This is a genomic window from Bordetella sp. 2513F2 (genome assembly GCF_054642735.1).
On record NZ_CM137755.1, the window covers coordinates 3,314,394 to 3,327,145 of the forward strand.

At 70.1% G+C, this 12,752-nt stretch carries 12 protein-coding genes; 11 read left to right on the forward strand and 1 reads right to left on the reverse strand.

Annotated features, from left to right (window positions below):
• Positions 1–51: 51 nt before the first annotated feature.
• The 11 genes from yfcF to ACYBYQ_RS15740 all read left to right on the forward strand — a co-directional run bounded on the left by yfcF (position 52) and on the right by ACYBYQ_RS15740 (position 11,494).
• Positions 52–693 carry a glutathione transferase gene (gene yfcF, locus ACYBYQ_RS15690; RefSeq protein WP_459615222.1) on the forward strand — a complete coding sequence of 214 codons (642 nt, stop codon included), beginning with the start codon at positions 52–54 and terminating at the stop codon, positions 691–693.
• Between the two features lie 27 nt (positions 694–720).
• The gene (locus tag ACYBYQ_RS15695) at positions 721–1,857 is read left to right on the forward strand and encodes a sensor histidine kinase (RefSeq protein WP_459615224.1); all 1,137 of its coding nucleotides are present in this window, start codon (positions 721–723) and stop codon (positions 1,855–1,857) included.
• 6 nt (positions 1,858–1,863) lie between these two features.
• Positions 1,864–2,505, forward strand: coding sequence for a response regulator (locus ACYBYQ_RS15700; protein ID WP_459615225.1), 642 nt, complete (start codon positions 1,864–1,866; stop codon positions 2,503–2,505).
• Positions 2,506–2,629: 124 nt separating this feature from the next.
• A complete protein-coding gene (locus tag ACYBYQ_RS15705; protein WP_459615226.1) occupies positions 2,630–3,313 on the forward strand; it encodes a DJ-1/PfpI family protein in 684 nt (227 codons plus the stop codon).
• 18 nt (positions 3,314–3,331) lie between these two features.
• Positions 3,332–4,690 carry a CmpA/NrtA family ABC transporter substrate-binding protein gene (locus ACYBYQ_RS15710; RefSeq protein ID WP_459615227.1) on the forward strand — a complete coding sequence of 453 codons (1,359 nt, stop codon included), beginning with the start codon at positions 3,332–3,334 and terminating at the stop codon, positions 4,688–4,690.
• Positions 4,690–5,535, forward strand: coding sequence for a nitrate ABC transporter permease (gene ntrB / locus ACYBYQ_RS15715; RefSeq protein WP_459615228.1), 846 nt, complete (start codon positions 4,690–4,692; stop codon positions 5,533–5,535). Before ACYBYQ_RS15710 ends, ntrB begins: the two co-directional genes overlap by 1 nt.
• Positions 5,536–5,539: 4 nt before the next feature.
• A complete protein-coding gene (locus tag ACYBYQ_RS15720) occupies positions 5,540–6,361 on the forward strand; it encodes an ABC transporter ATP-binding protein (protein WP_459615229.1) in 822 nt (273 codons plus the stop codon).
• Positions 6,361–6,804 carry a cyanase gene (gene cynS / locus ACYBYQ_RS15725; RefSeq protein ID WP_459618801.1) on the forward strand — a complete coding sequence of 148 codons (444 nt, stop codon included), beginning with the start codon at positions 6,361–6,363 and terminating at the stop codon, positions 6,802–6,804. The genes ACYBYQ_RS15720 and cynS overlap by 1 nt, the downstream gene beginning before the upstream one ends.
• Positions 6,805–6,919: 115 nt before the next feature.
• The gene (locus ACYBYQ_RS15730; RefSeq protein WP_459615230.1) at positions 6,920–9,343 is read left to right on the forward strand and encodes a DUF3141 domain-containing protein; all 2,424 of its coding nucleotides are present in this window, start codon (positions 6,920–6,922) and stop codon (positions 9,341–9,343) included.
• A complete protein-coding gene (locus tag ACYBYQ_RS15735; protein ID WP_459615232.1) occupies positions 9,340–10,284 on the forward strand; it encodes a phosphate acetyltransferase in 945 nt (314 codons plus the stop codon). The genes ACYBYQ_RS15730 and ACYBYQ_RS15735 overlap by 4 nt, the downstream gene beginning before the upstream one ends.
• 25 nt (positions 10,285–10,309) lie before the next feature.
• Positions 10,310–11,494, forward strand: coding sequence for an acetate/propionate family kinase (locus ACYBYQ_RS15740; protein ID WP_459615233.1), 1,185 nt, complete (start codon positions 10,310–10,312; stop codon positions 11,492–11,494).
• On the opposite strand, the gene hutI is transcribed toward ACYBYQ_RS15740, so the two are convergent.
• Positions 11,481–12,749, reverse strand: a complete 1,269-nt coding sequence (gene hutI, locus ACYBYQ_RS15745; RefSeq protein WP_459615235.1) for an imidazolonepropionase — start codon at positions 12,747–12,749, stop codon at positions 11,481–11,483. The genes ACYBYQ_RS15740 and hutI overlap by 14 nt on opposite strands.
• Positions 12,750–12,752 lie beyond the last annotated feature (3 nt).

Sequence of the window (12,752 nt, forward strand, 5' to 3'; positions counted from 1 at the left end):
ATACGGGCGCCCGGGCCGTTCCGGGCCGACCTGCACAGCCGGAGATGCAACGTGGCAGTCCCCCTGACTCTGTACGTCGACGCGGCGTTCCTCAGCCCCTACGCGTTCTCGGCCTTCGTGGCCCTGTCGGAGAAACAGGTGCCCATGCAGCTGCGGCCCGTGGACCTCGACTGCGGCGAGCAGCACATGCGCCCCTTCCTGGTGCGCTCGCCCACCGGCCGCGTGCCGGCGCTCACGCACGACGACTTCCACCTGTCCGAATCTTCGGCGATCGCGCAGTATCTCGAAGAGGCCTTCCCGCCGCCGGCACACCCTGCCCTGTATCCCGGCGGGCTGCAGCCGCGGGCGCGGGCCCGCCAGGTGCAGTCGTGGCTGCGCACCGACCTGCAGGCCCTGCGCGCGGAGCGCAGCACCCGCTGCCTGTTCGAGGCGCCCTGTCCCGCGCCGTTGTCCGATGCGGCGCAGGCCGAGGCCGCCAGGCTGGTGCGGGTGGCGCAGGAGCTGCTGGCGCACGGCGCCCCGCACCTGTTCGGCGACTGGGGCATCGCCGACACCGACCTGGCGCTGATGCTCAGGCGGCTGGCGCACGACGCCGACGCCCTGCCCGCGTCCCTGCGCGACTACGCCGAGGCCCAATGGCAGCGCCCCGCCGTCCGGGAATGGGTGGCGCACCGTGCGGCAGCCAGCGCCTGAAGGCGCGGGCCGCCCGGTTTCCACGCCATGTTCGCCGATCTCCACCACCTGTCGCACCATGCCGCCTGGCGCCGCCAGCTCGAGATGCTGCTGGAATCGGCCGGCGAGGGCATCTACGGCATCGACCTGCGCGGCCGCTGCATCTTCATCAATGGTACGGGCGCGCGCATGCTGGGCTACACGGCCGACGAGATCGTCGGCCGCAACATGCACTACCTGATCCACCATTCGCGCCAGGACGCGACGCTGATCCCGCTGTGCGACTGCCGCATCTTCCGGGCGTTCCGCGACGGCAAGGGCGAGCGGGCCGACGACGAGGTGCTGTGGCGGCGCGACGGGACCTGCTTCCCGGCCCATTACGCCTCGCACCCCATCCTGGACGGCGAACAGGTCGTGGGCGCCGTGGTCACGTTTTCCGACATCTCCGAGCGCAAGCGCATCGAACACGAGCTGCAGGCCAGCCATGCGCTGCTGGAGCGGCGCGTGGCCGAGCGCACCGCCGAGCTCAGCAGCGCGCACGAGTCGCTGCGGCGGCTGTCGGCACACCTGAGCACCATGCGCGAAGAAGAACGCGCCCACATCGCGCGCGACATCCACGACGACCTCGGCGCCTCGTTCACCGCGCTGCAGCTGGACCTGAAATGGCTGCGCCAGCGCCTGGACACGCAGCCCGACCTGGCGGCCCACGTGGAACGCATGCTCGACGTGGCCCAGGCCGCCATGGGCGCCACGCGGCGCCTGCTCAACGACCTGCGCCCGGTGGTGCTCGACCACCTCGGCCTGTGGGCCGCCATCGAAGTCCTGCTGCAGGACATCCAGGCCCGCACGGGCCTGCAGTGCCGCTTCGTCTGCGGCCCGATGGCCGAACGCAAGCGGCTGGGGCGCGACGCCGAGATCGCCGTCTACCGCATCGTGCAGGAATTGCTCACCAACGTGCAGCGGCACGCCCGGGCCAGCCAGGTGAGCGTGGAGGTCGAGTGCGACGCCGGCGGGCTGGCCCTCACCGTGCAGGATGACGGCCAGGGCATGCGCGTGCCGCAGCGTCCCGCCACCTTCGGGCTGCTGGGCGTGCATGAACGGGCCCGGGCGATCGGCGGGGAACTGGCCATCGACAGCGCCCCGCAGGCCGGCACGCGCGCGCGCCTGCGCCTGCCCGGCATCTGAACCGCCATGGCCATCAACGTACTCATCATCGACGACCACATGATCATCCGGCGCGGCCTGCGCCAGATCCTGGCGGAGTCGCCCCGCATCGGCGAGATCGGCGAGGCCGGCGACGGCCCGTCGGCGCTGCGCGAACTGCGCCGCGGCAACTGGCACGCCATGCTGCTCGACATCGCGCTGGGCGAACGCGACGGCCTGGATTTCCTCAAGAGCGCCCGCACGGAGTTCCCCGGCACGGGCGTGGTCATGCTGTCCGTGTATCCGGAATCGCAGTTCGGCGTGCGCGCCATCCGCAGCGGCGCGCACGCCTACCTGAACAAGGGCTGCGATCCGGAGCAGATCCTGGCGGCCATAGGGCGCGCCGCCCAGGGCAGGCTGTACATCACGCCCGAGCTGGCCGAACTGCTGGCGCACGACGTGCGCCGCAAGCCCTCCGAAACACCGCACGAGGCGCTGTCCAACCGCGAATTCCAGGTCCTGCAGCTGCTGCTGCGCGGCCGCTCGGTGTCGGAGATCGCCGAACAGCTGGCGCTGTCGGCCAACACCATATCCACGTACCGCGCCCGCATCTTCGACAAGCTGGCGGTGCGCAGCCTGCTCGAGCTGGCGGACTACGCCTCGCGCCACGGCCTGAACCCGCAGGCCTGAACCCGCCGCCCCGCGGGTTATCCCTGTAGTGCCAGCACTACAGATCTTTCACGTCCGCCGCGATACCGGCAAACGCGCCGCGCCGCCATCATGCCGGCAAAAGCAACTCGCGGGCAGCGCTGGCATGAAGAATCCGGGTTACCGGCTGGGGATCTACGTCTATCACGACGCCGAAGTCATGGACATCTCGGTGCCGTTCGGCGTGTTCGCCACCGCCCGCCGCTACGAACCCGAGCTGGGCGTATTCCTGGTGGGCGACACGCGCGCCCCGGTGCACGCCGGCTCGGCTTTCTCGGTGACGCCGCGCTACGGGCTGGACGACCACCCTGCGCTCGATGCCTTCCTGATGCCGGGCGGCGCGGGCGCGCGCGACGAACTGCACAACCGGCGGCTGCACGACTACGTGCGCGCCCTGTCCGGGCACTGCCTGCTGGCGGGGCTGGGCAGCGGCGCCTGGCTGTACGGCCGCATGGGCCTGCTCGACGGCCTGCCGGCCACCAGCCGCAAGGAACCCGACAGGCTGGAGGCCTCCCATCTCGGGCAGTCGCCGCTGGACCGCCTGTCGGGCCTGGCGCCGGGCTGCCGGCCCAGCCGCGCGCGGGTGGTCGATGCCGGCCGCGTCGTCACGGCGGGCGGCGCCGCGGCCGGGCTGGACCTGGGCCTGCACCTGCTGCGGCGCGCCGGGCTGCCGGACGAAACCATAGACGACGTGGTGCGCGTGCTGGAGTACCAGCACGCGTACGCGCATTACCGCGAGGACATCGAGTACGCCGCCGGGCGCACCGGGTCCCCCTCCCTGCCGGCCTGATCCTTCAAGGAAAGCATCATGTCCCTGTTCCGCAATCCCTTCGACGCGAACACCCGCCTGTCCCTGCGCTGCAGCTGCGGCCAGCATGCCAGCCAGGCCCAGCACGACGAGGCCGCCTCCGCCGAGGCGCGCCAGGCGCGCGTGGTCGAAGGCGCCGTCATGCGCGCCCTGTTCCCGCAGGACGCCGTGCGCCGCGCCTTCATCCGCAGCGTGGGCGCCGGCACCGCCCTGGCGGCCGTCTCCAGCCTGTTCCCGATGGGCCTGGCCAAGGAGGCCTTCGCGCAATCCGCCGGCCCGCTGGAGAAGCCGAAACTGAAGATCGGCTTCATTCCCATCACCTGCGCCACGCCCATCATCATGGCGCATCCCATGGGCTTCTATGCGCGCCACGGGCTCGATGTGGAAGTGGTGAAGACGGCCGGCTGGGCGCTGATCCGCGACAAGGCGCTGTCCGGCGAATACGACGCGGCCCACATGCTCTCGCCCATGCCGCTGGCGATCTCGCTGGGCGCGGGCACGGGCAACGCCATCCCCTGGACCATGCCGGCGGTCGAGAACGTCAACGGCCAGGCCATCACGCTGTCGATGAAGCACAAGGACAAGCGCGACCCGCGCGACTGGAAGGGCTTCAAGTTCGCCGTGCCCTTCGACTACTCCATGCATGCCTACCTGCTGCGCTATTACCTCGCCGAGCACGGCCTGGATCCCGACCGGGACGTGCAGATCCGCGCCGTGCCGCCCCCCGAGATGGTGGCCAACCTGCGGGCCGACAACCTCGACGGCTTCCTCGCCCCGGATCCGGTGAACCAGCGCGCGGTCTACGACGGCGTGGGCTTCATCCATACGCTGTCCAAGGAGCTCTGGGACGGCCACCCGTGCTGCGCCTTCGCGGCCAGCCGGCAGTTCGTCACGCAGATGCCCAACACGTATCAGGCCCTGCTCAAGGCCATCATCGAGGCCACGGCCTATGCGCACGACCCGGCCCACCGCAAGGAGATCGCCGCGGCCATCGCCACGCCCAACTACCTGAACCAGCCGGTCACGGTGGTCGAACAGGTGCTCACCGGCACCTATGCCGACGGCCTGGGCAACGTGCGCCAGGTGCCCGACCGCATCGATTTCGCGCCCTTCCCGTGGCAGTCGTTCGCCGTGTGGATCCTCACGCAGATGAAGCGCTGGGGCCAGGTCAAGGGCGACCTCGACTACCAGAAGATCGCCGCCAAGGTGTTCCTGGCCACGGACGCGGCCAAGCTGATGCGCGAGGCCGGCCTCACGCCGCCGGAGGGTGTCAGCAAGCCGTTCTCGGTGATGGGCAAGCCCTTCGATCCCGCCCGGCCGGAAGAATACCTGGCCGGCTTCGCGATCCGGAGGAGCTGATGCAGGCAGGCAGCCAGGGCGGGCGCGCAACGCTGCTCTCCCTCCTCATTCTTGCGGTGCTGCTGCTGGCCTGGCACCTGGCCACCCGGCCCGACGCGGCCGCCGCCACCGTGGACCCCGCCTATGCGGCGCTGGTGGGCGGGGCGGCCGCCGGCGGCGGGCAGACCCCCGTGCCCGGGCCGCTGGAGGTCGGCGCCCAGCTGTGGGCCCACCTGCAGGATCCCTTCTACGACCGCGGCCCCAACGACAAGGGCCTGGGCCTGCAGCTGGGCTACTCCATCGCGCGCGTGCTGGCAGGCTTCCTGCTGGCGGCCCTGGTGGCGATCCCGCTGGGCTTTCTCATCGGCATGTCGCCGCTGGTCTACCGCGCGCTCGACCCCTACATCCAGATCCTCAAACCGATCTCGCCGCTGGCCTGGATGCCGCTGGCGCTCTACACGATCCGCGACGCGGGCATCTCGGCCGTGTTCGTGATCTTCGTGTGCTCGCTGTGGCCCATGCTGATCAACACCGCCTTCGGCGTGATGTCGGTGCGGCGCGACTGGCTCAACGTCGCGCGCACGCTGGAAGTGTCGCGGCTGCGCACCGTGCTGCACGTGGTGCTGCCCGCGGCCGCGCCCACCATCATGACCGGCATGCGCATCTCCATCGGCATCGCCTGGCTGGTGATCGTGGCGGCCGAGATGCTGATCGGCGGCACCGGCGTCGGCTATTTCGTCTGGAACGAATGGAACAACCTGTCCATCAGCAACATCATCTGCGCCATTCTCGTCATCGGCGTGGTCGGCATGCTGCTGGACACCCTGCTGGCGCGCCTCGCGCGGCTGGTGGCATACCGGGAGTAGACGCATGGCACGGCATTTCCTGCAGGTCCAGGGGCTGGCGCGGCGCTACCCCGGCCCGGGCGGCAAGGGCGAAACCACCGTCTTCGACGGCGTGGATTTCCATATCGAGCGCGGCGAGGTGGTCTGCGTGATCGGGCATTCCGGCTGCGGCAAGACCACCATCCTCAACATCCTCGCGGGCATCGACACGGCCAGCGCAGGCACCGTGATCATGGACGGCCGGGAGATCTCCGGCCCGGCGCTGGACCGCGGCGTGGTGTTCCAGGCCCACGCCCTGCTGCCCTGGTTCACGGCGCTGCAGAACGTGGCCTTCGGCGTGCGCTCGCGCTGGCCCGGCTACACGCGCCGGCAGGTGGAGGAGCACAGCGTGCGCTATCTCGAAATGGTGGGGCTGGGCCATGCGCTGCACCGCAAGCCGGCGGAACTGTCGGGCGGCATGAAGCAGCGCGTCGGCATCGCCCGGGCCTTCGCGGTGCAGCCCAAGATGCTGCTGCTCGACGAGCCCTTCGGCGCGCTCGATGCGCTCACCCGCGGCACCATCCAGGACGAGCTCCTGGCCATCGTGCGGGCCACGGGCCAGACCGTATTCATGATCACCCACGACGTGGACGAGGCCATCCTGCTGGCCGACCGCATCCTGCTCATGAGCGGCGGGCCGCGCCAGCCGGGCGGCCACGGCCGCATCGCCGCGACGGTGCCGGTGGACCTGCCGGCCGAGCGCAGGCGCGCCACGCTGCACCACCTCCCGCGTTACCAGGACATCCGCAACCAGCTGGTCGACTTCCTCATGGGCAAAGACCAGCCTCAATTGGAGACATCGCCATGATGACCCGCAATGAAGTCACCGAGCTCGTCGTCGCCCGCAAGATCGCCAAGGGCATCAAGTGGGAGGCCATCGCCGAAGCCGTGGGCCAGAGCAAGGAATGGACCACCGCCGCCCTGCTCGGCCAGATGACCATGACTGCCGAACAGGCCGAGGCCGCCGCCCGGGTGCTGGACCTGCCCGAAGAAGCGGTGATCCAGCTGCAGGTGGTGCCGTACAAGGGCTCGCTGCCCACCGCCGTGCCGACCGATCCGCTCATCTACCGCTTCTACGAGCTGGTCAACGTGTACGGCACCACGTTCAAGGCCCTGATCCACGAAGAGTTCGGCGACGGCATCATGAGCGCCATCGACTTCAAGATGGACATCGCGCGCGAGCCCGATCCCAAGGGCGACCGCGTGCAGATCGTGATGAGCGGCAAGTTTCTGCCGTATAAAACGTACTGAGGCGCGCTGCGCAGCCTGGCGCCCGTCGTGTTGCACTGCAACATGGATTGCGGTGTAATGGGGGTAAACCCCGCCGCGCTCGCAGGATGTGGGCGCGGCTCCCAAGGAGTACGCCATGGCAGCATCCGCAGCCGGTTCCCTTCCCCTTCCGGCCAGCCACCCCTGGAACGCCGCGTACGAGTACGCCACCGACGCCTGGCAGCGCGGCATCCTGTTTGCCGACGTCATGCGCCAGCGCGGCAACCAGTACCTGGCGCACATCGCCAAGCGCGCGCCCAACGTCCTGAGCATGAAATCGCAGGTCGTGCTCGACGGCCGCGAGTTCGAGCGCCCCGTCAACTACGTGCTGCTGCGCATCATCCCGCCCGAGGGCGTGGCGGTGGACCCGCTCAAGCGCCCCTTCCTCGTGGTGGACCCGCGCGCGGGGCACGGCCCGGGCATCGGCGGCTTCAAGCCCGAGAGCGAGATCGGCGTGGCCGTGCGCGCGGGCCATCCCTGCTACTTCGCCAGCTTCCTGCCCCGGCCCATGCCCACCCAGACGGTCGAGGACGTGATGCGCGCCGAGGCGCGCTTCATGGAAGAGATCATCGCCCGCCATCCCGAGGCCGAGGGCAAGCCGGTGGCCGTGGGCAACTGCCAGGCCGGCTGGCAGCTCATGATGACCGCGGCGATGCGCCCCGAGCTTTTCGGTCCCATCATCATCGCCGGCGCCCCGCTCTCGTACTGGGCCGGCTGGCGCGGCATGAACCCCATGCGCTACGCCGGCGGCCTGCTCGGCGGCAGCTGGCTCACCGCCTTCGCCAGCGACCTCGGCGCCGGCCAATTCGACGGCGCCTGGCTGGTGCAGAACTTCGAGAACCTCAACCCGGCCAACACGCTCTGGACCAAGCAGTACAACCTGTACGCCAAGGTCGACACCGAGGCGCCCCGCTACCTGGATTTCGAGAAATGGTGGGGCGGGCACGTGTTCCTCAACGGCCCCGAGATCCAGTACATCGTCGACAACCTGTTCGTGGGCAACCGCCTGGCCACGGCCGGCCTGGTCACCTCCGACGGCATCCGCATCGATCTGCGCAACATCCGTTCCCCCATCATCGTGTTCTGCTCCAAAGGCGACAACATCACCCCGCCGCCCCAGGCGCTGGGCTGGGTGCCCGACCTCTACCAGAACGACGAGGAGATCCGCGCCCACGGCCAGACCATCGTCTATGCCGTGCACGAAAGCGTCGGCCACCTGGGCATCTTCGTCTCGGGCAGCGTGGCCCGCAAGGAACACCAGGAATTCACCAGCAATATCGACTTCATCGACGTGCTGCCCCCGGGAATCTACGAGGCCGAGTTCGCCGAGAAGACCGCCGAAACGCCCCACGCCGACCTGATCGAGACCGACTACGTGATGTCGTTCGAACGACGCCACCTGCAGGACATCCGCGACATCGTCCAGCAGATCCCCGAAGACGACCGGCGCTTCGCCGCGGTCGCGCGCATCTCGGACATCAACCTGGGCCTGTACCGCAGCTTCCTGCAGCCCTGGGTGCGGGCCTGCGTCACGCCGCAGTGGGCCGAGGCCATGCAGCGCCTGCATCCGCTGCGCCTGCCCTACGAACTCATCTCCGACAACAATCCCTGGGTTGCGCCGGTGGCCAGGCTGGCCAGGGAAGTCCGCGAGCATCGCCAGCCGGTGTCCGAGGACAATCCTTTCCTGCAGGCCCAGAAGCTCATGTCGGGCGTGATCGAAAGCGGGCTGACTCTTTATCAGAAGTGGCGCGACGCGGCCGAAGAACAGCTGTTCATGGCCGTCTACGGTTCGCCGCTGGTGCAGGACTGGGCCGGGCTGGGCGCCAAGGAGGGCCCGCCGCGGCGCCACCCCGGCATTTCGCCGGAACACCGCGCCTTCATGCAGGAGCGCGCCCAGGAACTGCGCACGCTGGTCTCGGTGGGCGGGCTGCGCGAAGCGGCCATGCGCATGCTGCTTTACGTCAGCGGCATCGAGGGCGGCATGGACGCGCGCAGCTTCGCCCTCGTGCGCAAGCTGCGGGCCGAGAAAGACCACGTCCTGGCGCTGCAGCAGTTCAAGGACGTGGCACGCGAGCAGGCCATGGTGATGCGCCTGGACCGCGCCGGCGCGATCGACGCGATCCCCGTGCTGCTCCAGCATGCCAGCGCCGAAGAGATCCGCGCCGTGCTGGCCGACACCAAGCAGGTGCTGGAAGTCGGGCAGCCCCTCAATGAAAAGGCCCAGCGCAGCCTGCGCGAAATGGAGGAAGTCTTCGAGGCCGCCGCGCGCCGCGCCGAGGGCCGGCAGCCCGCGCGCAAGCGTGCCACGCCGGCCGAAACGGCCCTGGCGCTGCCGGCGCGCACGCCAGTGGCGGCGCAGTCCAAGGCGGTGGCGCAGGCTTCCGCCACCCTGCCGCTGCCTACCCATGCCGACGAGGCGCCGCCCCCGGCGGCGCGGCCCGCTGCACGCCGCCGCGCCGCCGCCAAGCCCGCAGCCAAGCGCGCCGCCAGGCCGGCGCCCCGAAGCAGGAAGCAGACATGAGCGGGGACGCGCAGCGGGCCCACTACGACAGGCTGATCGGCCGGGCCCAGGCCTTGCCGCCTGCCGTCTGCGCGGTCGCGCATCCCTGCGACGAACCGTCGCTGGGGGCCGCCGTGGAGGCGGCAAGGCTGGGCATCCTGCAGCCCGTGCTCGTGGGGCCGCAGCGCAGGATCCGCGATACCGCGGCCAGCTGCGGGCTGGACATCGACGGACTCGACATCCTGGACACCCCGCACAGCCACGCCGCCGCCGCCGCGGCGGTGGCCGAAGTGCGTGCCGGCCGCGCCGCCCTGCTCATGAAGGGCAGCCTGCACACCGACGAACTCATGCACGAAGTCGTGGCCCGCGACACCGGCCTGCGCACCGCGCGCCGCATCAGCCATGTCTTCATCATGGACGTGCCCACCTACCCGGAGCCGCTCTTCATCACCGACGCGGCGGTGAACATCTTCCCGGATCTCGCCACCAAGGCCGACATCGTGCGCAACGTCATCGACCTGCACGCCGGCCTGGGCCTGGGGCCGCCGCGGGTGGCCATACTGTCGGCGGTGGAACAGGTCAATCCCGGGATCCCGAGCACCATCGAGGCCGCGGCACTGTGCAAGATGGCCGAGCGCGGCCAGATCACGGGCGGCGTGCTGGACGGCCCCCTGGCACTGGACAACGCCATCAGCCCCGAAGCCGCGCGCATCAAGGGCATCGTGTCGGAAGTGGCGGGCCGCGCCCAGGTGCTGGTGGTTCCCGATCTCGAGGCCGGGAACATGCTGGCCAAGAACCTCACTTTCCTCTCCAACGCGCAGGCTGCGGGCATCGTGCTGGGCGCGCGCGTGCCCATCATCCTCACCAGCCGGGCCGACAGCCCCCGCACCCGCCTGGCCTCCTGCGCCGTGGCCGCGCTCTATGCGCATCATCTGGCGCACTCCCGGCCCGTGCCCGTCTGAAACCTCCTGCCCCACGGCGGCTCCCATGAGCGACACCCTACTCGTCATCAACGCCGGCAGTTCCAGCATCAAGTTCCACCTGTACGACGCCGCGGCCGATCGCACGCTGCATCCGCGGCTCGGTGGGCAACTCGACGGCATCGGCACCGCGCATCCCCGGCTGCGCGTGCGCGACGCGCAGGGCGCCATCCTGCTGGAACGCCAGGAGGCGCCGGCCCATGCGGCCGACGTGCACGCTGCGCAGGAAGTGGTGGGCACCTGGCTCGGCGGCCACCTCGGCGGCGCTCCGCTGGCGGTGGGCCATCGCGTCGTGCATGGCGGGCCCGACTTCGCCGCACCCGTGCGGGTCGACGACGCCGTGCTGCGCCGCCTCGAAGCGCTCACGCCGCTGGCGCCGCTGCACCAGCCCAACAATCTCGCCGCGATCCGCGCCATCCGTGCCCGGATGCCCGACATGCCGCAAGTGGCGTGCTTCGACACGGCCTTCCATCGCAGCCACGGCGAACTCGCCGACCGCTTCGCCCTGCCCGAGGCCATGCACCAGCGCGGCGTGCGCCGCTACGGCTTCCACGGCCTGTCGTACGAATACATCGCCCAGCGCCTGCGGGCCGCCCTGCCCGAGCTGGCCGCCGGCAAGGTGGTGGCTGCGCACCTGGGCTCGGGCGTGTCGGCATGCGCCATGGTGGCCGGGCGCAGCGTCGACAGCACCATGGGCTTCACGGCGCTGGACGGCCTGCCCATGGGAAGCCGTCCGGGCAGGCTCGACGCCGGCGTGGTGCTGTGGATGATGGAGCAAGGGATGGACCACGACCGGATCCAGCACCTGCTCTACCATGACTGCGGGCTCAAGGGCCTCTCGGGCCTGAGCGCCGACGTGCGCGACCTGCAGGGCAGCGACGACCCGCGGGCGCGCCTGGCGCTGGACTACTTCGCATGGCGCGTGGCCGAGGGCATGCTGGGGCTGGGCTGCGCCATGGACGGCATCGACGGCTTCGTCTTCACCGCCGGCATCGGCGAGAACTCGCCGGAAATTCGCGCAGCCATCTGCTCGCACTGGCGCTGGCTGGGCGTGCGCCTCGATCCCGAGCGCAACGCGCGCCACGGCCCGTGCATCTCGGCGCCGGACAGCCGCATCGGCGTGTATGTGGTGCGCACCGACGAAGAACGCATCATCGCGCAGCACACGCTGAACCTGGTCAGGCCCGCATGAACCCGCCTCCGATCCCGGCGCGCGCCACGCCCGCGTGCCAGACATGGGTGGGCAGATGGGCGCCGTAGCTATAGCAAAGCTCGGCCAGTTCCGGTACATCCCAGCACAGCAGGTCGGCGCGCTTGCCAACGGCCAGGCTGCCTGTTTCCGACTCCAGGCCGAGGGCGCGCGCGGCGGTAAGCGTGACGCCTTGCAGCGCTTCGGCCGGTGTCAGCCGGAACAGCGTGCAGGCCATGTTGAGCATGAGCAGCAAGGAGGCGAAAGGCGACGTGCCGGGGTTGCAATCGGTGGCCACCGCCATGGGCACGCCGTACCGGCGCAGCAGCGCGATGGGTGGCGCGTGGGTATCGCGCAGGAAGTAATAGGCGCCGGGCAACAGTACCGCCACCGCGCCGGACCGGGCCAGCGCGCGCGCGCCGGCTTCGTCCAGGTGCTCCAGGTGGTCGGACGAGAGACCGGCGTGGCGCGCCACCAGTTCGCTGCCGCCCAGGTTGGTCAACTGCTCGGCATGCAGCTTGACAGGCAGCCCCAACGTAGCGGCAGCCGTGAAGAGGCGCTCGATCTGCGCCGTGCCAAAACCGATGTTCTCGCAGAAGCCGTCGACCGCATCGACCAGGCCTGACTGGGTCGCCGCTGGAAGCACTTCGGCACAGACGAAATCGATGTAATCATCGGCGCGGCCGGCGTATTCCGGCGGCAGCGCATGCGCGCCGAGAAAGGTGGTGCGCACGCTCACCGGCTCGCGCTCGCCGAGCAGCCGCGCCGCGCGAAGCATGTTCAGCTCGGTGTCGCGGTCCAGGCCGTAGCCGGACTTGATCTCCACCGTGGTGACGCCTTCGCGCATCAGGGAGCGCAAACGCGGCAAGGACTGCTCGACGAGGGTGGGCACATCCGCTGCGCGCGTGGCACGGACCGTGGAGACGATTCCGCCGCCGGCGCGCGCAATGTCTTCGTAGCTGGCGCCGTTCAATCGCAGTTCGAACTCGCGGGCGCGGGAACCGGCGTGGACCAGATGCGTGTGGCAGTCGATCAGGCCCGGCATGAGCCATTGCCCACCGGCGTCGACCACGGTCTGTGCCCCACGCCCGCCTGCCTGGCCGGTGCGGCCTATCCAAGCGATCCGCCCTTGCGAAATGGCAAGGGCGTCGGCGTCTTGCGCCACGCCGTAGGGCGTGCCAAGGGCCGGATCGAAAGTCGCCAGACGGGCATTGACGATGAGGGTGTCCCACTGCGTGGAGATATCGGAAGCCGTCATGGG

Bases quoted from the DNA above. Each gene is read 5' to 3' on its own strand.
- hutI (WP_459615235.1), bottom strand. From the start codon at position 12,749: ATGACGGCTTCCGATATCTCCACGCAGTGGGACACCCTCATCGTCAAT.
- ACYBYQ_RS15730 (WP_459615230.1), top strand. From the start codon at position 6,920: ATGGCAGCATCCGCAGCCGGTTCCCTTCCCCTTCCGGCCAGCCACCCC.
- ACYBYQ_RS15700 (WP_459615225.1), top strand. From the start codon at position 1,864: ATGGCCATCAACGTACTCATCATCGACGACCACATGATCATCCGGCGC.
- ntrB (WP_459615228.1), top strand. From the start codon at position 4,690: ATGCAGGCAGGCAGCCAGGGCGGGCGCGCAACGCTGCTCTCCCTCCTC.
- ACYBYQ_RS15705 (WP_459615226.1), top strand. From the start codon at position 2,630: ATGAAGAATCCGGGTTACCGGCTGGGGATCTACGTCTATCACGACGCC.
- ACYBYQ_RS15740 (WP_459615233.1), top strand. From the start codon at position 10,310: ATGAGCGACACCCTACTCGTCATCAACGCCGGCAGTTCCAGCATCAAG.
- ACYBYQ_RS15720 (WP_459615229.1), top strand. From the start codon at position 5,540: ATGGCACGGCATTTCCTGCAGGTCCAGGGGCTGGCGCGGCGCTACCCC.
- cynS (WP_459618801.1), top strand. From the start codon at position 6,361: ATGACCCGCAATGAAGTCACCGAGCTCGTCGTCGCCCGCAAGATCGCC.
- ACYBYQ_RS15695 (WP_459615224.1), top strand. From the start codon at position 721: ATGTTCGCCGATCTCCACCACCTGTCGCACCATGCCGCCTGGCGCCGC.
- ACYBYQ_RS15710 (WP_459615227.1), top strand. From the start codon at position 3,332: ATGTCCCTGTTCCGCAATCCCTTCGACGCGAACACCCGCCTGTCCCTG.
- ACYBYQ_RS15735 (WP_459615232.1), top strand. From the start codon at position 9,340: ATGAGCGGGGACGCGCAGCGGGCCCACTACGACAGGCTGATCGGCCGG.